Origin of the sequence: Peribacillus sp. AS_2, from assembly GCF_026891895.1 — a bacterium.
Lineage (GTDB): Bacteria > Bacillota > Bacilli > Bacillales > DSM-1321 > Peribacillus > Peribacillus frigoritolerans.
In genome coordinates this window covers 193520-216210 of record NZ_JAPTGA010000007.1, presented here as the reverse complement: position 1 = coordinate 216210, position 22691 = coordinate 193520, and the positions used below count along the sequence as shown (strand labels likewise).

The window sequence follows — 22691 nt, the reverse complement described above, 5'->3', positions numbered from 1 at the left end:
AAGAGTTGAGCCAGCAAGATTCGTTGGATTTGTTTTCAGAAGAGAAAAAGTTCATGAAAGGCAGTCATTTAGTGACGATCTTTCATAATGAAGAAAATATGTACTCGGTTGTTAGAATTCGTGTGCATGAAACGAATCTGGAATATGAAGAGAAGGAAGCGGTCGTAACAGGTTATTTTCCAAGGATGCATGAGGATGAGATCTATATTTTTTATGGGGCCATGAAGGAACATCCGCGTTTTGGCCTTCAATTCCATGTAGAGCATTTTCGCAAGGATCTGCCTCAATCCAAGGAAGGCATCGTCAGTTATTTATCAGGTGACCTTTTCAAGGGCATTGGGAAAAAAACAGCCGAAAGCATTGTTGAGACACTGGGTGATAAGGCCATTTCAAAAATACTGGCTCAGCCTTCGCTGCTTGATGATATCCCGAAGCTATCAGGGGAAAAGGCAAAAGGCCTCTATGATACATTAGTCGAGCATCAAGGTCTGGAGCAGGTGATGATCGCCTTGAATCAATATGGCTTCGGTCCGCAGCTGTCGATGAAAATCTATCAAATGTATAAGCAGGATACGATCACGATGGTTCAGGGTAATCCGTATAAGCTCGTAGAGGATATTGAAGGGATTGGGTTTGGACGGGCGGATGAGCTTGGGCATCAGCTGGGCATTTCCGGCAGCCACCCCGACCGAATCAAGGCTGCGTGCTTGTATACGCTTGAATCCCAATGCCTCCAGGACGGAAATATTTACATAGAAGCCGAGCAGCTTTTGGAAGCGGTCAAACGGCTGTTGGAGGAAAATAAACGGGATCGCATTGAGTTCACCAACATTTCCTCGGAAATAATCGAATTGACGCAAGAGGGGAAAATCGTTGTCGAGGATCAACGAATTTATCCGCCTTCGCTATTCTATTCGGAAAAGGGAATCGTGATGAACATCAAGCGGCTGCTTGCTCAAACCGAGTATGAGGACCAGTTCCCCGAATCGGAGTTCTTGCTGGCACTTGGGGAGCTGGAAGAGCGGCTGGATGTTTCCTATGCCCCGGCCCAAAAGGAAGCGATCCAGACAGCCCTGCAATCGCCGATGTTAATCTTGACTGGGGGACCTGGTACCGGTAAGACGACAGTCATCAAAGGCATCGTTGAGCTATATGCAGAGCTGCATGGTGTATCCATGGACATTAACGATTATAAAAAAGAAGGAAGCGATCCCTTTCCATTCGTACTTGCGGCTCCTACTGGCCGTGCAGCGAAACGCATGGCCGAGTCGACGGGGCTCCCCGCAGTCACGATCCACCGTTTGCTTGGGTGGAACGGGAGTGAAGGCTTTTCCCATGATGAGGATAATCAGCTGGATGGCCGTATCGTGATCATCGATGAGGTTTCGATGGTGGATACGTGGCTGGCCCATCAATTGTTTAAAGCTCTGCCGGAAAATGTCCAGGTGATATTGGTTGGTGATGAAGATCAGCTACCATCTGTTGGCCCTGGGCAGGTTTTAAAGGATTTGCTTGCATCAAATTGTGTACCGACTGTCAGTCTCGAACATATATATCGTCAAGCTGATGGGTCATCGATCATTGAATTGGCCCATGAAATCAAAAAAGGAAGGCTTCCGGATGATGTCACGAAACAGCAGGAAGATCGATCGTTCATTCGCTGCCAAACGAATCAAATCCCCCAAGTGATTGAGAAAGTGGTTGCCAATGCGAGGACGAAAGGCTTCACGGCCAAAGATATACAGGTGCTGGCCCCCATGTATAGAGGGCCTGCCGGAATTGATGCACTGAATAAAATGCTTCAGGAAGTGTTCAATAGCAATGCGAATGAAAAGCGGCGGGAAATAAAATTCGGCGATGTGATATATAGAACCGGAGATAAGGTGCTACAACTGGTGAACCAGCCGGAAGAGGGTGTCTTTAATGGCGATATGGGGGAAATTGTGTCCATATTGTTCGCTAAAGAAAATACCGATTCTGTCGATAAAGTGATCATATCGTTCGAAGGCATCGAAGTGACTTACACGAAGCAGGATTTGAACCAGATCACACATGCCTATTGCTGCTCCATCCATAAGTCGCAGGGAAGCGAATTCCCCATCGTCATTTTACCTGTAGTGAAAAGTTATTACCGGATGCTCCGCCGTAATTTATTGTATACGGCGATTACCCGCAGTAAAAATTTCTTGATCCTATGTGGTGAAGAAGATGCATTCCGTTTAGGGATCGAGCGTAATGATGAGATGCGCCGGAAAACGACTTTGCGTGAAAAGCTGCGGGAGATCTTGAGTGAAGAAGAGATGCCGGTTGAAAAGGGAGAGGTGCATCAAGAGGCAAGTTATCTTGATATTCTTATGCATGCTGACCCGATGATCGGGATGGAGAATGTCACGCCATATGATTTTATGTAGGTTCTTTTTGATTGATTTTGTTTAAAATTCATGGTTTTGGTGGAACTAATAAGGATATAACTTATATATAAGCAGGGGGGATTTGATGAAAAAAGGTTGGATAATCGGGATAGTCGTTGTCGTTTTACTGGTCATTTATGGCGCATCTTCGTACAACGGACTTGTTAGTGCCAGTGAAGATGTCGATAATAAATGGTCACAGGTGGATAACCAATTAAAACGGAGAGCGGATTTGATTCCGAATCTTGTTGAAACGGTGAAGGGTTATGCCGCTCATGAAACGGAAGCCATTAAAGCGGTGAGTGATGCACGCGCGAAGCTGGCAGGTGCCAATTCGACCGAAGATGCAATTGATGCCGATCAAGAATTGAGCGGGGCCTTGAGCCGTCTTTTGGTTGTTGTCGAGAACTATCCGGACTTAAAGGCCAATGAGAACTTTAAGGGTCTCATGGATAGTTTGGAAGGCACGGAAAATCGGCTGACGGTAGCACGAAAAGACTATAATGATGAAGTTACCAACTATAATAAGATGATTAAACGCTTTCCGAAGAATATGATGGCAGGAGCGTTCGGGTTCGATGCCAAACCATATTTTGAAGTGACCGATCAAGAAAAAGAAACGCCAAAGGTTGATTTCGGGAGCGGTAAATAATGAAAAAACTCGCTGTGTTTGCGCTATTCTTCATTCTCACGTTCAGTTTAGCAAACGTGGCCGCAGCACAACCTAACATTCCTGAACCAGTGGGGGATATATATGTTCAGGACTTCGCCGGAGTCCTGGATGATCAGGAAAAATCGGAACTCATCGAACTTGGGAAACGATTGGATGATGCCACAAAAGCACAAATTTCCGTTTTGACGGTTGATTCGATGGAAGGATCCGAGATCGAGGAGTACTCGGTCGAGGCATTAAGATTATTCAAGCTTGGTGATGCCGAGCTGAACAATGGAGTCCTCATCGTGCTGGCCATGGAAGAACAGAAAATCCGTATTGAAGTGGGGTACGGTTTGGAAGGGGCTATCACCGATATAAAATCTGGACAGATTTTGGATGATGTGGCTATCCCCGCGCTGAAAGAGGGTAAATATGATGTTGCCCTGACGGAGACCTATAAGGCTGTATATAATGACGTCACGAAAGAATACAACCTGGGTGACGAGTTTTATCAAGATCTCTCCGTTCAGCCCGAGTCAGAAACCTTTCAGCCATCAGGTTTACAGATTTTCCTCATTATCATCGTCGTCATCATCGTATTCATCCTCGATGCCAAGTTCTTTAAAGGGTTTTTCCTTCAAACGCTAATCAATATCCTTTTGATATTCATAAGTCGCGGCGGCGGCGGCCGTGGAGGCGGAAGCGGCGGTCCACGGGGCGGCGGCGGAGGAAGTTCCGGTGGCGGAGGTGCAAGCAGGGGCTGGTAAAGCAGTGGATCTGACCGGGAAACCGGTCTTTTTTTTCGTAAAGATTGTTGTTTTTAAAACGAAACTATTTAAGGTTGATTGGAGCGAAAGTGCGAGACTCCTGCGTGAGCAGCGGGACAGGTAAGACCCCACAGGCGTTTACGCCGAGGAGGCTCACCGCCCGCACCAAGGAAAGCGAGCATCTGGAGGGGAAATCAACCACAACTCACTACCTGGTAAATAGCAACAAAGTATGTGAAAACAGCCTTTTTTTATGTATGGCCCATGTGTCGGACCAACAATGGAAAACCTTTCAGCACATCTATTTTCAGTAGTAAAGAGATAATAAAAATGTTCGGAAAGGCGGGATGACCTTGCGGACGTTTTCTTTATTGAAAGGAATGCCGGTTTTCACAATCAAAGGAGAAAGAATCGGCACGGTCCACGATTTATCAATTTCCGAAATGGGACAGGTAACGGGCTTGGTCGTTCATCAGCAAGCATTGTTCAAAAGAGCTTTTCATTTGAAACTTGACGATATTTCTTCATTCGGTCCAGATGGGATCGTCATCAGCCGCCAAGATTCAACCTTAAGGAAAGTGCCTGCGGATTCCATTTGCCTATCGAAGGACGAAGTATTGGGACGCATGCTGTTTTCAGAAATGGGCGAAGAACTTGGTTTACTGCAGGATGTATATTTCAAGGAAAAAATGGGCACGATTATAGCGTATGAAACAACGGATGGGTTTTTCTCGGAGTCGACAGTGATAGAATCAAAACAGCCGCCTGCATTAGGGAAGGATACCATCATTGTTTCAGTTTATGAACAGTGAGGTGTCCATTTTGGAAATTAAATGTCCGAATTGCCGCAGTAAAGATGTTGGGAAGATTGGCGTAAATCAATATTATTGTTGGAATTGCTTTATTGAAATGACTCTGTCCGAAGGGCTCATCAATACGCACCAAGTCGAGGAAGATGGAAGTTTAAGCTCATTGGACGATTTGTTTGAGGAAAATGACCGCCGCTTCGGTATGTAAATAACGGAAGAGGTGTTTGCAATGGCTAGACGTTCACGCAATACTCTAATGAATATGGGTTCGGACTTGATGAACTCGAAGATGATCAAACGGAACATGAAGAAAATACGCAAAAGATTAAAGTCATTATTATAGCAGGAATGGGTGTCCTGATAATGAGGGCACTCTTTTTTATGTATGAAAACCTTCCGCCTTTCGAAGAATAAATGAGCGGGGGGTGTTTATTGTGAGTATTCGGCTAAAGTGGTTTTATCGCCTGGGTTTTTTATTGCTCTTATTTTTCGTCATCTATATTTTTATGAAACTTAAGCCCATGTGGGGACCTGCCGTTACTGTATGTGTGACGGTGCTGCTGCCCTTTTTGGTCGGTGCGTTCATCAGTTACTTGCTGCACCCTGTAGTGGAATATTTAAATGAGAAAGGGATGCGTCGCTGGCTTTCGATCACGATCATCTATTTGTTGTTTTTCGGGGGGATCGGTTTTGCCGTTTATAAAGGGATTCCAGTCATGGTCAGCCAGGTTCGCGAGCTGTCGGAAAGCGTGCCGGAACTGGTTGAACAGTACCGGGGCAGGATTGATAAGCTCAATCATCAAACGGCGGCCTGGCCGTTCGGAATTCATGAAAGATTCGAAGAGGGTGTCACCCTTTTCGAAGGCTGGCTGAAGCGTATACCGGAAAAGGCGATGGAGTATGCCATGAAGATGATTGATTTCATCGTCCTGATTGCGTTGATTCCATTCATTGCTTTTTATATCCTGAAAGATTTCACCGTTTTAAAAAAAATGGCATGGTATATGACCCCGAAAAAATGGCGCAATCAGGGACGGGCATTCGTTCGTGATGTCGATGCGTCGCTTGGCGGCTATATCCGCGGACAAATCATCGTCTGTGTCGTGATCGGCTTGATTTCCTCGCTGCTCTTCTGGATAGCCGGAATGAAATATCCGCTTCTTTTGGGGGCGATAATCGGAATAACGAATGTCATTCCGTATTTCGGACCGATTATTGGGGCCATTCCTGCTGTGGTCATCGCCGCGACAATGTCAATAAAAATGGTGTTGATCATCGCGGTCATCGTGCTTGTCCTTCAATTTCTTGAAGGAAATATCCTGTCGCCGCTAATAGTCGGTAAAAGCCTTCATATGCATCCGCTGTTCATCATGCTTGCATTATTGGCCGGAGGCGAAATAGGCGGTATCTTCGGCATGGTCGTTTCGATTCCCATCTTGGCTGTGTTGAAAGTTTTTGTACTTCATGCCCGCGTTCACTTTAGAAAGAAGCCGCCCCTTATTGACAAATAAAAGTCTTGTGAATATAATCCATAACATAAGATAATTCGTTGAAGGATGAAGTATGCTGAAGTCCATCTAAAGAGAGGGGTCCCCCAGGCTGAAAGGGACTGCCAGGTGAAGAGCAGCAGAAAGCTAGTCCTGAGAGCAGCTAATACCTGCCGTCACGCCGCGTTAAGGCTTTTATGAAGGTGATGGGCCTGGGATCAATTCCTGCGTCCATAATCAGGGTGGTACCGCGAGTCAACTCTCGTCCCTGTTTTTGGGATGGGGGTTTTTTGCGTGCTCAAAATTACATAATTTTTAAAAGGAGGATATATATATGAAGTATTTAACTGGTGCTCAAATCCGCCAAATGTATTTAGACTTTTTTAGTGAAAAAGGACATAACATCGAACCAAGTGCGTCATTGGTTCCTCATGAAGATCCATCATTGCTTTGGATCAATTCCGGGGTGGCGACGTTAAAGAAATATTTTGATGGACGGGTGATTCCTGAAAATCCAAGGATTACGAATGCTCAAAAGGCGATCCGTACAAACGATATCGAAAACGTGGGAAAAACGGCACGTCATCATACGTTTTTCGAAATGCTCGGAAACTTCTCCATTGGTGAATATTTCAAAGAAGAAGCCATTACATGGGCATGGGAATTTTTGACCGATGAAAAATGGATTGGGTTCGATAAAGATAAATTGGCTGTGACGATCCATCCTGAAGATGATGAAGCATTCGAGCTTTGGAATAAGAAAATCGGTGTTCCTGCTGAAAGGATCATTCGCCTGGAAGAAAACTTCTGGGATATCGGGGAAGGTCCAAGCGGTCCGAATACGGAGATTTTCTATGACCGCGGACCAGCATATGGCGATGATCCGAATGATCCGGAACTATATCCAGGCGGGGAAAATGAACGTCATCTGGAAGTATGGAATCTTGTATTTTCTCAATTCAACCATAATCCGGACGGTTCTTACACACCGCTTCCAAAGAAAAATATCGATACAGGGATGGGCCTTGAGCGTATGGCTTCCGTCGTTCAAGATGTGGCGACGAACTATGATACAGATTTATTCATGCCAATCATCCGCGCAGTCGAAGAGATATCCGATGTGAAATATGGTGTTGATTCAGAAAAAGATGTGGCATTCAAAGTCATAGCCGACCATATTCGTACGGTAGCCTTTGCAGTTGGTGACGGGGCTCTTCCATCCAACGAAGGCCGCGGTTATGTATTGCGCCGTTTACTTCGCAGAGCGGTTCGATATGCTAAGCAAATCAACATCAACCGACCATTCATGTTCGAGCTTGTGACGGTCGTCGGTGAAATCATGAAAGACTTCTATCCTGAAGTCCTCAAGAATAAAGAATTCATTGCAAAAGTAATCAAAAATGAAGAGGAACGCTTCCATGAAACCCTGAATGATGGACTGTCCATCCTTTCTGAGGTCATTAAAAAGGAAAAGGAAAAAGGCAATACGACCATTCCGGGCAGCGATGCATTCCGTTTATATGACACATATGGCTTCCCGATTGAGTTAACGGAAGAATATGCAGAAGAAGAAGGCATGACGGTCGATCAAGCTGGATTTGAAAAAGAGATGGATGCACAGCGTGAACGTGCCCGTTCAGCGCGTCAAGATGTTGATTCCATGCAAATCCAAGGCGGGGTATTGGGCGATATTAAAGTTAAAAGTGAATTTGTCGGATATGATCAAGTTGCTGTCGAAGCCAAAGTTGCTGCCATCATACAAAATGGCGAGCTTGTAACGGAGGCACAAGAAGGAGAAGAAGTTCAAGTGATATTGGACAAGACTCCTTTCTACGCGGAAAGCGGCGGACAAATAGCCGATATAGGAACGATGGCCAGTGAATCGGTGAAGGTCGATGTCCTGGATGTCCAAAAAGCTCCTAATGGCCAAAATCTGCACCGTGTAACAGTTACTGCCGGTACGTTAACAGCAGATTCCCATATCGTTGCTGCGGTAAATCAAGAAAATCGCATCCATATCACGAAAAACCATACAGCGACGCACCTTTTGCATCAGGCGTTGAAAGATGTGCTTGGTACACATGTCAACCAAGCGGGTTCACTCGTACAGGCTGAGCGCCTTCGCTTCGATTTCTCTCATTTTGGCCAGATAACGGCGGAAGAGATTGAACAAATCGAAACGATTGTAAATGAAAAGATTTGGCAAAGCTTACAAGTGAATACGGACTATAAAAACATCGAAGAAGCCAAGGCTATGGGCGCAATGGCCTTGTTCGGCGAAAAATACGGCAAGATTGTACGTGTCGTTCAAATAGGCGATTACAGCTTGGAACTTTGCGGCGGTGTCCACGTTCCGAATACAGCGGTGATCGGCTTGTTCAAAATCGTTTCCGAAAGCGGCATCGGTGCAGGAACTCGCCGTATAGAAGCGGTAACGGGTGCCGGGGCGTACAAATTGATGACCGATCAAATCGGTGTTCTGAAAGACGCGGCTGCAAAATTGAAAACGAACTTGAAAGACGTACCTTCAAGAATCGAAACGGTACTGGCTGAAGTGAAGGATCTTCATCGCGAGAATGAAAGCCTTACTGCAAAATTAAGTAATATTGAAGCAAGCAGTCTTGTTTCTAACGTAAAAGACGTAAATGGTGTTCAAGTATTGGTGGCGAAGGTTCAAGCTACCGACATGAATAATCTGCGTGCCATGGCGGATGATTTGAAACAAAAGCTCGATTCTGTCATTATCGTATTAGGCTCGGCCCAAGGCGATAAAGTCAATTTGATTGCCGGGGTGACCAAGGATTACATCGACCGCGGTTTCCATGCTGGTAAATTGGTGAAAGAAGTTGCTTCCCGTTGCGGCGGTGGCGGTGGCGGACGTCCAGATATGGCTCAAGCCGGCGGAAAAGACCCTGAGAAATTGGATGCAGCACTTAATTTTGTTGAAGAATGGGTCTTATCGATTTCATAATCAATGGAAAGTGTTGTACAATGTAGGTAATAGTGGATTTGGACGCTGAGGAGAGGTGCATGTTAATGAGTTCCTTTGATAAAACGATGAAATTTAATTTTCCCGAAGAACCATTCGAAAGAGATGTACAAGAAGTATTGTCTCAAGTGTATGTTGCACTTCAGGAAAAAGGTTATAACCCGATAAACCAGATTGTCGGTTATCTATTATCTGGTGACCCGGCCTACATCCCGCGCCATATGGATGCTCGAAACATTATTCGTAAGCTTGAACGCGATGAAATCATCGAAGAATTGGTTAAATCGTATCTTAAGAACCATCGAGAGGAATACTAATGCGCACAATGGGACTTGATTTAGGTTCAAAAACCATCGGCGTCGCCCTGAGCGACGCGATGGGCTGGACTGCACAAGGATTGGAAACGATCAAAATTAACGAAGCTGGAAATGACTTCGGCTTTAAACGCCTCAATGAAATAATAAAAGAGCATGATGTTTCTAAAATTGTCCTCGGTTTGCCTAAGAACATGAATGGGACTGTTGGACCGCGAGGCGAGATCAGCCAAGATTTCGCTAAACGATTAGAAAACAAATTCAAGCTGCCGGTGTTTCTCTGGGATGAACGGTTGACAACTATGGCGGCTGAACGTGTCCTTCTTGAGGCGGACGTAAGCCGAAGCAAACGCAAGAAAGTCATTGATAAAATGGCAGCTGTCATGATTCTGCAAGGATTCTTGGACAGACAAACAAATTCAATATGAGGTGAATACAAATGGAACACGGCGAAAACAACATTACAGTAGTAGATGAAAACGGAAACGAGCAGCTATGCGAAATCCTTTTCACATTCGACTCAGATAAATTCAACAAATCTTATGTACTTTACTATCCGATGTCTGCAGAAGATGAAGAGGAAGAAATTGAAATCCACGCTTCATCATTTGTACCGAGCGAAGATAATAAAGATGGTGAACTTACACCGATCGAAACAGAAGAAGAGTGGGATCTTGTCGAAGAAATGTTAAATACATTCCTTGACCAAGAAGAAGCGGAAGAAGAATAAAAGAAAAAAACCGGCCCCTAAAGGTCGGTTTTTTTTTTTTGCTCTTTTCGTAAAGATTGTTGTTTTTAAAACGAAACTATTTTAGGCTGATTGGAGCGGAAGTGCGAGACTCCTGCGGGAAAAGCGTGTCTAAGGAGACCCCGCAGGCGAAAGCCGAGGAGGCTCCCGAGACCGCCCGCGGAAAGCGAGTACCTGGAGTGGAAATCACGTTCAAATTGTACAAACCCATAATAAACTGTGGACATGAAGATCGTTTTTTCATTTTTGTACCAGTAACCCCTTATCTTTTCTTTGCGAATAAAAGCATAAAAGTAGCGAACGGACCCAAAAATAATGATAGCAAGAACCAGTTCAGCGCCGTTCTATTTTTTCCTTGAGCAAGTCCGGCGTTTATGAGTGCCAATGTCCCCCAACCTACAAAATAATACTGATCCAACTCCTTCACACCTTTCCTTTTCCTCAAATCATCATGGCGTTCCTATATGAATATTCCTGCTATTTCTTGAAATGCCTAATACATGCAGGGAACAAATTTTTAAGCTGAGTAAATAATTAAAACAAAGTTGATTGGAACGGAAGGGGCGAGATTCCTGCGGGAATACGTGTCCAAGGGAGACCCCACAGGCGCAAAAGCGCCGAGGGCGGACCGCCCGCGGAAAGCGAGTCCCTGGAGCGTAAATCAACGTCTAAATTGTACAAGCCATTAAAAGACTGTGGGCAAAAGGAGTTCGGAAACATATCTTTCATTAAATGATGTTCCCGAATCAACTGACCCCAAGCAGCACCATCAACTCCTCGAGTATGGTTTCTAAGTTAATAGTTGATTGGGGAGTAAGGTAGGGGGTCTCTGCGGGAAAAACGCGTCAAAGGGAATGCCTGGAGCGGAAATCAATATGCCCTCAAAAAAACTGTAGACAAAGATATCACCATTTTCCTATTAAATAATACCTGTATATTGACAAAACTAGTGCATTTTTGCCATAAATAGAGTATTGATGAATGTAGTTTTGCAAAAAACATGTAATTATTTGTTGATTTTAGTATAATGTTCGAAGCAAAGATTAATTAGAGAAAAGCATCATCTAGAAACCAATCTGTAGTTGGTGTGAGTTTGCAGGGGGAATGAACATGGATGAAAAAGATAAAAATCTATCTAAAAAGGAACATATCCGAATGAAATTGTTAGAACAGCAAGGAGAAGCCAAGCTGGTTCGTAAAATCATCATGATTACGATCGCTTCGCTTATTTTACTAATCGGGATAGTTGGTCTTGTGGGCTTTTTATATATCAACTCAGCCATGAAACCAGTCGATCCGGATGATGACACCATCAAGAAAGTGAAAATCCCGATCGGTTCATCCGTTAACGGAATTTCAACGCTGCTTGAAGAGCAGGGGATAATCAAGGACGCACGCGTATTCAAATATTATATTAAATTCCGAAATGAATCCGGTTTTCAGGCAGGGGAGTATAAATTATCACCTTCGATGCCGATTGAAGATATTGTCACAAGCATCAAAACCGGAAAACTCATGAAGGAGGCGGCAATGAAGATAACGATTCCTGAAGGGAAGCAGCTAATCCAAATTGCCGATATCATCGCGGGGAAGACGGGTGAAGATCCGAAAAAGGTCTTCAAGAAATTGAATGATAAGAAGTTCATTAATTCCATGCAAGAGCAATTTCCGCAGCTATTGACCTCGGAAATTGAAAATGAAAAGGTTTTATATCCGCTGGAAGGGTACCTATTCCCAGCTACTTATGACTTTTATGAAGAAAAGCCGACCCTGGAGTCGATCGTCATCGAGATGCTGAAGAAAACCGAAGAGACTTTGCAGGCTTACGAGGGCCAAATGGACAAGAACGATTATTCCGTACACGAGATGCTGACCTTCGCTTCGCTTGTCGAAGAAGAGGCGACGGCACAAGTCGATCGCGGAAAGATAGCTTCCGTCTTTTACAATCGTATTAAGGAAGATATGCCGCTTCAAACGGATCCGACCGTTTTGTATGCGAAGGGTTCACATAAGAGCAGGGTGTATTATAAAGACCTTGAGGTGAAATCCCCTTATAATACGTATAAGAACAAGGGGCTTCCGCCAGGGCCGATTGCAAATGCCGGAACGACATCGATCGATGCGGTATTGAAGCCTGAGAAAACGGATTACCTGTACTTTTTGGCAACACCTGAAGGGGAAGTCCTTTACTCCAAGACCTTGGATGACCACAATAACAAAAAGGCAGAGCATATTTCCAATAAATAAATAAAAAAATGCAAGGACACCGAGGGGGGAGAGATATTACTTTCCCCTTGTTTTTATGATAGAATAGTACAAGTGAATTTTTGATCCGATTCTTATCGGTGACGTAACTCGGCGAATGCCGGGTTTTATTTTGAAAGATAAGGAAATGTAGATCGTCAAGCATACTTGTTTCAGCTCCTTGTGAAGAAATTGTTCAATCAATTTTTTCATGTTACTGACCAAGCGCTTTTGTTTTTCCTTATAAATGGAGGAAACGTTTTGAACGGAAAAATAGAACAATATCTTCATTCCTTAATTCCGGAGCGTACGGGTTTGCTTAAGGAGATGGAAGATTTTGCGATGGAAAATAATGTGCCGATCATGGAGCCCGAAGGAATTGAAGTGCTGCTTCAGATTTTAAGGCTTCATCAGCCAAAGGCGATATTGGAAGTAGGTTCGGCAATTGGCTATTCGGCCATAAGGATGGCTGAGACCCTTCCGGAAGCAGAAATCGTCACACTTGAACGGAATGAAGCCCGCATTGAGCAGGCAAGGGATAACTTCAAGAAGGCGGGACTGTCGGAAAGGATCACCCTCATTGAAGGGGATGCCCTTGAAGCGGGACCGAAAGTGATGGAGCATGGCCCGTTCGATATCATCTTCGTTGATGCAGCTAAAGGGCAGTACAAGCGATTCTTTGAACTGTTTGAACCATTCCTTGCCGATGCTGGCATCATCATTACTGACAATGTTTTATTCAAAGGCTTGGTTGCCGAAAACATTGAAGAAATGGAAATGACGAGAAGAAAGCGAGCTCTTATCAAAAAAATCAGAGACTTTAACATCTGGTTACATGACCATCCCCATTTCGATACTGTAATTTTGCCGATTGGTGATGGTGTGGCCATTAGTAAACATAGAGGTGACAAAAATGAAAAAGCCTGAATTACTCGTGACTCCGACAAGTGTCGATCATATAACAGAACTCATCGATGCTGGCGCTGATGCCTTTGTCATTGGCGAACAACGTTATGCACTAAGGCTGGCAGGGGAGTTCAATCGTGAAGATGTAGAGAAGGCAATTGAACTTGCACATGCTGCGGGCAAGAAAGTGTACGTATCCATGAACGCCATTTTTCATAATGAAAAAGTGGACGAGCTTGAAGGGTATGTTACATTCCTTAAAGAGGCTGGTGCCGACCGGATCATTTTCGGTGATCCCGCAGTCTTGATGGCTGTCCGTGCCGTGGCACCTGATATGCCCCTGCACTGGAATACAGAGATGACGGTAACGAACTGGTACACATGTAATTACTGGGGAAAACGCGGTGCTGTCCGTGCCGTTGCTGCCCGTGAGATAAGTCTGGACGAAATCGTGGAAATGAAGGAAAATGCCGAAGTGGAGATTGAAGTGCAAGTGCATGGCATGACATGCATGTTCCAATCGAAGCGAACGCTCCTAGGTAATTACTTTGAATACCAAGGCAAGGCATTGGAAGTGGAAAATCGGAAGGAACAAAGAAATATGTTCTTGCATGATAAGGAACGCGAAAATAAATACCCGATTTATGAAGATGAAAATGGTACACATATCATGAGTCCGAATGATATGTGCATGATTGATGAACTTCAGGAATTGATTGAAGCGGAAATTGATTCACTGAAAATCGAAGGGTTACTGCAAACTCCGGAATATGTAATTGAAATGACAAGGTTATATCGGGAAGCGATTGACGTATGTGCTGAAGACCCTGACCGCTATGATGATATCAAATCGGAACTTTTTGAAAAAGTCAAAGCGGTTCAGCCGGATAACCGTGAGTTGGATACTGGGTTCTTCTTTAAAGAATCGGTTTATTAAAGAAAAGGGTAAGAGAAAGAGGAGGAATAGCCTTGAATGCTATTGCTGATAAAATTTCCAAGATCGTTGATGGAAAGAGAGTCATTGTAAAAAAACCGGAATTGCTGGCTCCGGCCGGCAACCTGGAAAAATTAAAAATTGCCGTCCATTACGGCGCGGATGCCGTGTTCATTGGCGGTCAGGAATATGGCCTTCGTTCCAATGCCGGTAACTTCACGTTTGAGGAAATGAAGGAAGGCGTCGAATTCGCTAATAAATATGGTGCCAAAGTATATGTAACTACAAATATCTTCGCACATAATGAAAATATCGATGGTCTTGATGAATATCTGGAAGGTCTTCAGGAGGCAGGGGTCCATGGTATCATCGTCGCCGACCCATTAATCATCGAAACCTGTAAAAGGGTCGCTCCGAAAGTCGAGATCCATTTAAGCACACAGCAATCGCTATCGAACTGGAAGGCTGTTCAGTATTGGAAAGAGGAAGGCTTGGAGCGTGTTGTTTTGGCACGTGAGACGAGTGCTGATGAAATCCGTGAAATGAAGGAAAAGGTCGATATCGAAATCGAGGCTTTCGTTCATGGGGCCATGTGCATTGCCTATTCTGGACGCTGCACCCTTTCGAACCATATGACGGCGCGTGATTCGAACCGCGGCGGCTGCTGTCAGTCTTGCCGTTGGGATTATGATTTATATGAGTTGGATCAAGATGGGGAAAAGGCTTTATTCGATAAAGAAGATGCTCCATTCGCAATGAGTCCAAAAGACTTGAAGCTGATTGAATCACTGCCTGGCATGATTGAAATTGGCATAGACAGCTTAAAAGTCGAAGGAAGAATGAAATCGATTCATTATATTGCAACGGTTGTCAGTGTGTATCGTAAAGTGATTGATGCGTATTGTGCCGATCCCGACAATTTCAAGATTAAACAAGAATGGCTGGAAGAGCTTGATAAGTGTGCGAACCGTGAGACGGCATCATCGTTCATGGAAGGGGAAATTCCTGGGTATAAACAGCAAATGTTCGGGAATCATACCGTAAAGACTCGCTTCGACTTCGCAGGATTGGTGCTTGATTACAACGAGGAAACTAAAATCGTCACCATGCAGCAACGTAATTTCTTCAAGCCTGGGGATGAAGTGGAGTTTTTTGGACCGGAAATCGAAAACTTCACTCAAAAAATCGGTACGATCTGGGATGAGTCAGGTAAGGAGCTGGAGGCAGCCCGCCATCCGCTTCAAATTGTCCGCATTCAAGTAGATAATAGAGTTTATGTGAACAATATGATGCGGAAGGAGAATTGATATGACAAGAAAGAAACCAGTGGTCATCGGAGTTACCGGAGGGTCGGGATCAGGTAAAACAAGTGTTACCCGTTCCATTTTTGAATTCTTCCAAGGACATTCCATCTTGATGATCGAACAAGATTATTATTATAAAGATCAAAGTCATCTGCCTTTTGAAGAGCGCCTGAAAACGAACTATGATCATCCGCTTGCATTTGATAATGATTTGTTAATCGATCACATTAACGCATTGCTGCGCTATGAAACGATAGAAAAACCGGTTTATGATTATTCGATCCATACGCGCTCGGAAGAAGTCATCACAGTTGAGCCACAGGATGTCATCATCCTTGAAGGGATTCTTGTACTGGAGGATGAGCGCCTGCGAGACCTGATGGATATGAAGCTATATGTCGATACGGACGCAGACCTGCGGATCCTTCGCCGGATGACCCGTGATATTAAAGAACGCGGCCGTTCCATAGATTCCGTCATCGAACAATACATCAGTGTCGTCCGTCCGATGCATAATCAGTTCATAGAACCGACGAAGCGTTATGCCGACATCATCATACCAGAAGGCGGCCAAAACCATGTGGCGATTGACCTTATGGTGACAAAAATTCAAACAATCCTTGAACAAAAGTCTTTTTTGTAATAACATAGCATAAATAATGATAGGTGCCATTTTCCTCCGTTTATTTAAAAATCCCATTTATTTAATGGGAAAGACTGGACAAATGTTGGAAAACGCAATACTCTATTCTTGATACAGAACGAACCGGCTGCTCACCGCAGTCGGTTTATATACTAAGGAACGGATTGTTTCTTAGTATCGAAGCGCGACTTTTTAAGTCGCGCAATTATATATTTTTGACTCGATTTAGGGTTAAGCACGATATAGTACATAAACTTGTCACAGCGAATGCTTGCTGTAAAGAATTTGAAGGAGTGAAGGGTTTTGGCAATTGAAAAAGAATATCCAATGACTAAAGAAGGTAAGTTAAAGCTTGAACAGGAACTGGAACAGTTAAAAACGGTTAAACGTAAAGAAGTGGTGGAAAGAATCAAAATCGCCCGCAGTTTTGGGGACCTTTCCGAGAACTCAGAATACGATTCTGCAAAAGAAGAGCAGGCTTTCGTTGAAGGACGTATTACAACGATCGAAAACATGATCCGCAATGCAAAAATCATTGAAGGCAATGATTCGAATACAGATACAGTTTCACTTGGAAAATCGGTCACCTTCGTGGAACTTCCAAATGGTGACGAAGAAACATATTCCATCGTAGGAAGCGTTGAAGCGGACCCATTCGAAGGAAAAATCTCCAATGATTCCCCGATCGCGAAAAGCCTGATAGGGAAAAGGGTCGGTGACAAGGTATCGATCATGACACCTGGCGGCGAAATGAGCGTCAAGATTGTATCCATCGACTAAATAAAATGCAAAAGGGATGTCCTTCGGGGCATCCTTTTTTTATGTAAGGCTGTTTTCACATACTTTGTTGCTATTTACCAGTAGTGAGTTGTGGTTGATTTCCCCTCAAGATGCTCGCTTTCCTTGGTGCGGGCGGTGAGCCTCCTCGGCGTAAACACCTGTGGGGTCTCACCTGTCCCGCTGCTCCCGCAGGAGTCTCGCACTTCCTCCAATCAACCTTAAATAGTTTCGTTTAAAAACAACAATCTTTACGAAAAGAGCCTTATGGAAAAGTGCTGCGTTAAATTTGTTCATAATTGTTTAAAAATTCGCACCTCGTCAACAATGGTTATCGAGGTGTATTTTATGAAAAAGAAACGAATGAGGTTGCTGGCACTTTTTTTGACCACTTTCATGCTGATGCTCATAGGCAGGCTTGCCTACATCCAACTTGTATCGACAGAATCTTTTTCAAAGCATGATGTGAACCTGTTGGAAGCAAGCGTGAATCAGCGTTCACAAATATTAAAGATTGATGATGGACGCGGAAAGTTCTATGACAGAAATGGAGAACCGCTGGCACATGAAGAAATCCCGACGCTCGTCCTTTTTCCCTTTCTAAAAAAAATGACATGGCCCATAGATGAAGTGGCCTCGATAATAGGGAAATCGGAAGCGGAGTTAAAAAGGGCGATAGAAGAAGCGGATGAACCATTCGTATTTGGCGGGGATAAACCGATAGAGTTGACGTCCAGCCAGTCGAAGGCGATCAATGAATTGAAGATTCCCGGGGTCTTTGCCGTGAATGAGAAATTATATCATGATCGAATGCCTGCAGCACAATTGATCGGAACGACGAATATATCTGATGCGGAAAAGAAAAAACGTTATCCGGACATGAATTTATCTCCTGAAACGAAAATAGGCAATACGGGACTGCAAAGGACCTTCGATGAGTTCTTGCTTTCCGCTGGGGAATCGAAGCTCGTTTTTCACGTGGACGCCAGCGGAGGACCGATGTTCGGTGTCGATGTTAAATATGTAGAACCAGCAAATCCGCTTTACCCGGTGAAGGTCATGACGACGATCGATAAAGAAATTCAGGAGAAAGCGGAGAAGCTCGTCGATGAACGCGGGATAAAAAAAGGCGGTCTCGTCCTGATCGATATCGAAAAAAGTGAAATCGTCGCCATGGTATCACGTCCGGCGCTTAATATAAAAGATCCAAATGGCGAAGGGGCCGTCAATATGATGCTGACTCAAAAAACGCCGGGTTCCGTCTTTAAAACGGTCACGGCAGCAGCGGCCATCGATTATGAAGCGGCCAGTCCCACCAGGACATTTAATTGTAATTTGACGATAGACGGCAAAACGGATAAACAGAGGGAACTGGGCGTACTTAATTTTGAAAATAGCTTTGCTCAAAGCTGTAATAGGACGTTTGCCGAATTGTCACAGGAAATAGCGGAGAAGGATCCGGACTTTTTGGACAAATATGCAAAAATGTTAGGGCTGGTTGGTGAAACGGGCTGGCAAGGGGACGTATATCACACGGAAGTCACTCAGCTGCATCATGAGCAAACAGGAAAGGTCTGGCATGATGACGATTTAAAAAAAGATCCCAAAATGGTTGCCAAAACGGCAATTGGCCAGCAGGATGTCCAAACGACGCCGCTCGCGATCGCGAATATGATGGCAACGATTGCCCGCGGCGGCAAGAAGGAACAGGTCAAAGCCGTTTCCAAGGTCGAATTTAACAATAGTACGACCGTAGTCGATTTTCCCAATCAAAGCATTGGCGGCGAGAAACTGTCTCCATATACAGCGATGAAGATGCAGCATCTTCTTAGGAAGGTCGTAACGGAAGAGAAAGGGACGGGCGCTTCCTTGAGAGATTTGCCTGTGGAGGTCGCCGGCAAGTCCGGGACAGCTCAAACCAATATCGAAAAAGGGGAGCTCAATAAATGGTTTGCAGGCTACTTTCCATATAAAGATCCCAAATATGCTCTTGTTACCGTAAGTTTTGAAACGAAGGAAAACAGTTCCAGCATGACGCCTCTTTTTTCAGATATTGTAAAAGTCCTGTACTCGAAGGACCAGGACAATAGCGAGAATTGACGAAAAGTGTAGGAAACCCTTCCCTTCTATCTCTGGCTAAATCATGTTAAAATGAGGCAGTAAGAAATGGTAAGGGGAGGAATGGACCTTGGGCTCACGTTTCAATCAGAGAGATCAAAAAAGAAAAGTAAATAAAATATATAATATTGCAATCACCATCGTTTCCATTTTAATCGTCATTGTCGCAGTCTCGATTTTCTTAAGTGATGATGGCACCGAAACAAAAAAAGCCACGACTGAACCAAAGCAAGTCGCCGAGACAGAAAAGGGGAAAGTAGTGGACAAACCTGCTGGCAAAGACGAAGAAACGGATTCAGAGAAGGAAGACGCAGTAGGTGATAGTGAAGCAACAGAAGAGGATGCCGAAAAAGAAGATAGTAAAGCAACAGAGGAAGATGCAGAAGAGAAGGCTGAAGATGATGCAGATTCAGAAAAAGCAGGAGATGCCCAACTTGTGGAAGTGGAAGGCAGCGGCGATGGCAATGTTGCGTCTACATATACAAGTGAGAGTTGGAAACCTGTAGGAACGGAGCAATCCGGGGAGCACACTACGAGCTTCGAAAAGGGCTCGGTCGATTGGAATGAAATGAGTAAAGCGATAGCAAGCGGAGCTGGAATCGATGAAGGCAGCATGAAGCTATGGTGGCTGCAAAACGGCGGTTCGTCGACCACGGCAATCGGTACGGTTTCTGAAGGAGACAACCCTAAAACGTTCCGGGTTTATATTGAATGGGTGGACGGATCAGGTTGGAAACCTGTAAAAGTCGAAGAGCTGAAGACAAACGATAAAAGATAATGTTCAGAAAAAATGTATAAACGAAAAACCCCCGAAAGGTATTCCTCTTTTCGGGGGTTTTTCATGGTGATCATTTTTTAGCTTTAAAGTGGACGACTGCACTATAAAAACGTCTGCCTTCTTCACTTACATACATTTGGTGTGACACGGATTCCACCTGAAGCATGATCGCTTTATTGATTTCAATTTGGGATTGGATTTTTTCTTCAAGATTCTTGATGCTTTCTGCCTCGAAAAATTCTATTTTATCTTCGAATAAGTTTAAGTCGAGCTGAAAACTCATGACTATTCCCCTCCAACATTCAGATACTGTTAGTTTAACACCATTTTGTCCGAATCTGAACCTAATGAATTTGCCTAAAAACAAGAACTGTTTCTCTGTTTATTTCATATTATGCTTATAGGTTTTATTATCTTATTATAAAAGGTGATTAAAAATGGGCAGAGAATTTATCGATTTATTTGAAGAATGGTCGAAATCGTATGATGATACGGTTGGTGGACACGATATTGAGTATCAAGAGGTTTTTAAACATTATGATGGCATATTGGACAGCGTCACCAATCGGGCTTTTGGTCATGTGCTGGAGTTCGGGGTGGGTACCGGGAATTTGACGGAAAGACTTTTGAAGAAGGGCCTAAAGGTATCGGGAATAGAACCTTCTCCTGCGATGAGGGAAATAGCGGTAAGCAAGCTGAGCGGAAAAACGGAAATTGTAGATGGTGATTTTATCGATTTTCCGAAGCCGGAACAGGTTGATTCGATTGTGAGTACGTACGCGTTTCATCATTTAACCGATGAAGAAAAAGAAAAAGCGATAGCCAACTATGGAAAGTTACTGAATACTGGTGGTAAAATAGTGTTTGCTGATACAATGTATCAATCAAAGGAAGCTCATGAACGAGCGATTCAAGATGCAAGGCAGGCAGGCTTTCATAATTTGGCGAACGATTTGCAAACGGAATATTATACTACGATTCCTTTTTTGGAAAAAGTGCTTGAAGCAAATGGATATAAAGTGAACTTCGAGCGCTGCAATCAATTCGTCTGGATCATGGAGGCGGAAAAATTATAGGAAGAGGTTTTTACTAATGAAGGTAGCCATAATCGGAGCAATGGAAGAAGAAGTTACGATTTTACGTGATAAATTGGAAGGGTTGGAGCAGGTGACCATTGCCGGTTCCGAGTTCAATACAGGCACACTGAATGGTATCGAGGTCATTTTACTTAAATCGGGTATCGGTAAAGTGAATGCGGCAATGTCCACTGCAATCCTGTTAGAAAAATTCAAACCGGATGCGGTCATCAATACTGGCTCTGCCGGCGGTTATCATCCAGATCTGAATGTAGGGGATGTGGTCATATCCACGGAAGTGCGGCACCATGATGTCGATGTGACGATTTTTGGATATGAATACGGTCAAGTACCTCAGCTGCCTGCAGCTTTCACACCGGATGAAAAGCTTTTTGCAATCGCAGAAGAAGCAGCAAAAGAAATCGAGGATATACAAGTGGCGAAAGGGTTGATCGTGACGGGGGATTCTTTCATGAATGATCCTGACAGGGTTGAATTCGTCAGAGGGAAATTCTCTGATTTATACGCGGTGGAAATGGAAGCGGCAGCCATTGCACAGGTAGCCTTCCAATTCAAAACACCGTTTGTCATCATTCGTTCCCTTTCGGATATCGCAGGTAAGGAATCCAATATTTCCTTTGATAAATTCCTGGAAACTGCGGCTCTTCATTCAGCGGCACTGATTTTGAAAATGGTTGAAAAAATGAAATGAATGGTAAGTGATCAGCGGAAGCTTTTCTGCTGATCATTCTTTATTGCATAATCCTTATTAAATTGGTAGGATAACTATGAAAGGATGTCCGAATATGAAAGTCTTTAAAAATATTCATGAGCTGATAGGGGAAACGCCGATGATGGAAATCACACATTTCCCGCTTCCGGATGAAGTCCGTATCTTTGCCAAACTGGAATACTTCAATCCGGGAGGCAGTGTGAAGGATCGGCTTGGTCAAGAACTGTTAGCCAAAGCGCTGCAGACAGGGAAGGTGAAAAAGGGCGGGACGATCATCGAACCGACTGCCGGAAATACTGGGATTGGCTTGGCGTTGGCTGCGATAAACAGTGGGGTGGACGTGATCTTTTGCGTACCGGAGAAATTCAGTACCGAGAAACAGGAATTGATGCGTGCCCTTGGAGCGAATGTGATCCAAACCCCGACAGAGGAAGGGATGACAGGAGCAATCGCCAAGGCTAAGGCGCTGCTGGCTGAAATTCCGGGATCATATTGTCCCCAGCAGTTCGCCAACCCTTCCAATCCCGATGCCTATTATAAAACGCTGGGACCTGAAATATGGGAACAGATGGAAGGCGATGTGGATGTGTTTGTTGCCGGTGCCGGGACGGGCGGGACATTCATGGGAACATCGCGATATTTGAAAGAAAAGAACGCTGCTGTCAAAACGGTCATTGTCGAACCAGAAGGATCGATTTTAAACGGCGGAAAAGCCGGACCCCATAAAACAGAGGGGATCGGGATGGAATTTCTACCCGCCTATATGGATGAAACGTATTTTGACGCAATCCATACGATAAGCGATCGTGACGCTTTCGATATGGTGAAGGAATTGGCGATTAAAGAAGGCCTACTTGTCGGCAGTTCTTCCGGTGCGGCATTTGCAGCGGCCATGAAAGAAGCGGCCAAGGCTTCCCCGGGGGCGAATATTGTCGTCATATTCCCGGATTCAAGTGAACGTTACTTAAGTAAAAAAATTTATCAGGGAGGAATGTAAA

23 protein-coding genes are annotated in these 22691 nt (G+C 44.3%); 22 read left to right on the top strand and 1 reads right to left on the bottom strand.

Annotation, left to right across the window (positions count from 1 at the left end; genetic code table 11):
- Positions 1–5: 5 nt before the first annotated feature.
- The 19 genes from recD2 to OTG27_RS14815 all read left to right on the top strand — a co-directional run bounded on the left by recD2 (position 6) and on the right by OTG27_RS14815 (position 19884).
- Positions 6–2411 carry an SF1B family DNA helicase RecD2 gene (recD2, locus tag OTG27_RS14905; RefSeq protein ID WP_057276558.1) on the top strand — a complete coding sequence of 802 codons (2406 nt, stop codon included), beginning with the start codon at positions 6–8 and terminating at the stop codon, positions 2409–2411.
- Between the two features lie 82 nt (positions 2412–2493).
- Positions 2494–3063: a LemA family protein gene (locus OTG27_RS14900; protein ID WP_374941263.1), complete on the top strand. Its 570-nt coding sequence runs from the start codon at positions 2494–2496 to the stop codon at positions 3061–3063.
- Entirely contained in the window at positions 3063–3833 is a 771-nt protein-coding gene (locus OTG27_RS14895) for a TPM domain-containing protein (RefSeq protein WP_268937304.1), read from the top strand. Before OTG27_RS14900 ends, OTG27_RS14895 begins: the two co-directional genes overlap by 1 nt.
- Complete coding sequence (locus OTG27_RS14890; RefSeq protein ID WP_268937303.1) at positions 3805–3957, top strand: hypothetical protein; 153 nt, start codon at positions 3805–3807, stop codon at positions 3955–3957. Before OTG27_RS14895 ends, OTG27_RS14890 begins: the two co-directional genes overlap by 29 nt.
- A 229-nt stretch (positions 3958–4186) precedes the next feature.
- Positions 4187–4645 carry a PRC-barrel domain-containing protein gene (locus tag OTG27_RS14885; RefSeq protein ID WP_268937302.1) on the top strand — a complete coding sequence of 153 codons (459 nt, stop codon included), beginning with the start codon at positions 4187–4189 and terminating at the stop codon, positions 4643–4645.
- Entirely contained in the window at positions 4635–4850 is a 216-nt protein-coding gene (locus tag OTG27_RS14880) for a hypothetical protein (RefSeq protein ID WP_034311361.1), read from the top strand. Before OTG27_RS14885 ends, OTG27_RS14880 begins: the two co-directional genes overlap by 11 nt.
- A gap of 226 nt (positions 4851–5076) precedes the next feature.
- The gene (locus OTG27_RS14875) at positions 5077–6153 is read left to right on the top strand and encodes an AI-2E family transporter (RefSeq protein ID WP_268937301.1); all 1077 of its coding nucleotides are present in this window, start codon (positions 5077–5079) and stop codon (positions 6151–6153) included.
- Positions 6154–6463: 310 nt separating this feature from the next.
- Complete coding sequence (gene alaS / locus OTG27_RS14870) at positions 6464–9100, top strand: alanine--tRNA ligase (protein ID WP_268937300.1); 2637 nt, start codon at positions 6464–6466, stop codon at positions 9098–9100.
- Positions 9101–9165: 65 nt separating this feature from the next.
- Positions 9166–9435, top strand: a complete 270-nt coding sequence (locus OTG27_RS14865) for an IreB family regulatory phosphoprotein (RefSeq protein WP_034311358.1) — start codon at positions 9166–9168, stop codon at positions 9433–9435.
- Positions 9435–9860, top strand: coding sequence for a Holliday junction resolvase RuvX (gene ruvX, locus OTG27_RS14860; RefSeq protein WP_034308633.1), 426 nt, complete (start codon positions 9435–9437; stop codon positions 9858–9860). The genes OTG27_RS14865 and ruvX overlap by 1 nt, the downstream gene beginning before the upstream one ends.
- 11 nt (positions 9861–9871) lie before the next feature.
- Positions 9872–10162: a DUF1292 domain-containing protein gene (locus tag OTG27_RS14855; RefSeq protein ID WP_034308630.1), complete on the top strand. Its 291-nt coding sequence runs from the start codon at positions 9872–9874 to the stop codon at positions 10160–10162.
- A gap of 1128 nt (positions 10163–11290) precedes the next feature.
- Complete coding sequence (mltG, locus tag OTG27_RS14850; RefSeq protein WP_374941262.1) at positions 11291–12427, top strand: endolytic transglycosylase MltG; 1137 nt, start codon at positions 11291–11293, stop codon at positions 12425–12427.
- 258 nt (positions 12428–12685) lie between these two features.
- A complete protein-coding gene (locus tag OTG27_RS14845; RefSeq protein WP_268937298.1) occupies positions 12686–13351 on the top strand; it encodes an O-methyltransferase in 666 nt (221 codons plus the stop codon).
- Positions 13338–14267 (top strand): peptidase U32 family protein, encoded by a 930-nt coding sequence (locus tag OTG27_RS14840; protein ID WP_053535758.1) that lies wholly within the window; start codon positions 13338–13340, stop codon positions 14265–14267. Before OTG27_RS14845 ends, OTG27_RS14840 begins: the two co-directional genes overlap by 14 nt.
- 32 nt (positions 14268–14299) lie before the next feature.
- Positions 14300–15571, top strand: a complete 1272-nt coding sequence (locus tag OTG27_RS14835; RefSeq protein WP_034308621.1) for a peptidase U32 family protein — start codon at positions 14300–14302, stop codon at positions 15569–15571.
- A 1-nt stretch (position 15572) separates the two neighbouring features.
- Positions 15573–16211, top strand: a complete 639-nt coding sequence (gene udk, locus OTG27_RS14830; protein WP_034308619.1) for a uridine kinase — start codon at positions 15573–15575, stop codon at positions 16209–16211.
- Positions 16212–16514: 303 nt separating this feature from the next.
- Positions 16515–16991, top strand: a complete 477-nt coding sequence (gene greA / locus OTG27_RS14825) for a transcription elongation factor GreA (RefSeq protein ID WP_034308617.1) — start codon at positions 16515–16517, stop codon at positions 16989–16991.
- Between the two features lie 345 nt (positions 16992–17336).
- The gene (locus OTG27_RS14820) at positions 17337–19088 is read left to right on the top strand and encodes a peptidoglycan D,D-transpeptidase FtsI family protein (protein ID WP_268937295.1); all 1752 of its coding nucleotides are present in this window, start codon (positions 17337–17339) and stop codon (positions 19086–19088) included.
- A gap of 88 nt (positions 19089–19176) precedes the next feature.
- On the top strand, positions 19177–19884 hold the full coding sequence (locus OTG27_RS14815) for a YrrS family protein (protein ID WP_268937294.1): 708 nt from the start codon (positions 19177–19179) through the stop codon (positions 19882–19884).
- Positions 19885–19954: 70 nt separating this feature from the next.
- Here the strand turns inward: OTG27_RS14815 and OTG27_RS14810 are convergent, their stop codons facing one another.
- Positions 19955–20167 carry a DUF2536 family protein gene (locus OTG27_RS14810; RefSeq protein WP_048682770.1) on the bottom strand — a complete coding sequence of 71 codons (213 nt, stop codon included), beginning with the start codon at positions 20165–20167 and terminating at the stop codon, positions 19955–19957.
- A gap of 154 nt (positions 20168–20321) precedes the next feature.
- Here OTG27_RS14810 and OTG27_RS14805 point away from each other — a divergent pair, with 154 nt between their 5' ends.
- From OTG27_RS14805 to OTG27_RS14795, 3 genes are all read left to right on the top strand, one after another.
- A complete protein-coding gene (locus OTG27_RS14805; protein ID WP_034308611.1) occupies positions 20322–20960 on the top strand; it encodes a class I SAM-dependent DNA methyltransferase in 639 nt (212 codons plus the stop codon).
- A gap of 16 nt (positions 20961–20976) precedes the next feature.
- Positions 20977–21672 (top strand): 5'-methylthioadenosine/S-adenosylhomocysteine nucleosidase, encoded by a 696-nt coding sequence (mtnN, locus tag OTG27_RS14800; RefSeq protein WP_034308609.1) that lies wholly within the window; start codon positions 20977–20979, stop codon positions 21670–21672.
- Positions 21673–21766: 94 nt separating this feature from the next.
- The gene (locus OTG27_RS14795) at positions 21767–22690 is read left to right on the top strand and encodes a PLP-dependent cysteine synthase family protein (RefSeq protein WP_098936162.1); all 924 of its coding nucleotides are present in this window, start codon (positions 21767–21769) and stop codon (positions 22688–22690) included.
- Position 22691 lies beyond the last annotated feature (1 nt).

Excerpts from the sequence above, each read along its gene's own strand:
- OTG27_RS14895 (WP_268937304.1), top strand. The coding sequence starts at position 3,063 with ATGAAAAAACTCGCTGTGTTTGCGCTATTCTTCATTCTCACGTTCAGT.
- OTG27_RS14880 (WP_034311361.1), top strand. The coding sequence starts at position 4,635 with ATGAACAGTGAGGTGTCCATTTTGGAAATTAAATGTCCGAATTGCCGC.
- alaS (WP_268937300.1), top strand. The coding sequence starts at position 6,464 with ATGAAGTATTTAACTGGTGCTCAAATCCGCCAAATGTATTTAGACTTT.
- OTG27_RS14865 (WP_034311358.1), top strand. The coding sequence starts at position 9,166 with ATGAGTTCCTTTGATAAAACGATGAAATTTAATTTTCCCGAAGAACCA.
- ruvX (WP_034308633.1), top strand. The coding sequence starts at position 9,435 with ATGCGCACAATGGGACTTGATTTAGGTTCAAAAACCATCGGCGTCGCC.
- OTG27_RS14855 (WP_034308630.1), top strand. The coding sequence starts at position 9,872 with ATGGAACACGGCGAAAACAACATTACAGTAGTAGATGAAAACGGAAAC.
- mltG (WP_374941262.1), top strand. The coding sequence starts at position 11,291 with ATGGATGAAAAAGATAAAAATCTATCTAAAAAGGAACATATCCGAATG.
- OTG27_RS14840 (WP_053535758.1), top strand. The coding sequence starts at position 13,338 with ATGAAAAAGCCTGAATTACTCGTGACTCCGACAAGTGTCGATCATATA.
- udk (WP_034308619.1), top strand. The coding sequence starts at position 15,573 with ATGACAAGAAAGAAACCAGTGGTCATCGGAGTTACCGGAGGGTCGGGA.
- OTG27_RS14820 (WP_268937295.1), top strand. The coding sequence starts at position 17,337 with ATGAAAAAGAAACGAATGAGGTTGCTGGCACTTTTTTTGACCACTTTC.
- OTG27_RS14810 (WP_048682770.1), bottom strand. The coding sequence starts at position 20,167 with ATGAGTTTTCAGCTCGACTTAAACTTATTCGAAGATAAAATAGAATTT.
- OTG27_RS14805 (WP_034308611.1), top strand. The coding sequence starts at position 20,322 with ATGGGCAGAGAATTTATCGATTTATTTGAAGAATGGTCGAAATCGTAT.
- mtnN (WP_034308609.1), top strand. The coding sequence starts at position 20,977 with ATGAAGGTAGCCATAATCGGAGCAATGGAAGAAGAAGTTACGATTTTA.
- OTG27_RS14795 (WP_098936162.1), top strand. The coding sequence starts at position 21,767 with ATGAAAGTCTTTAAAAATATTCATGAGCTGATAGGGGAAACGCCGATG.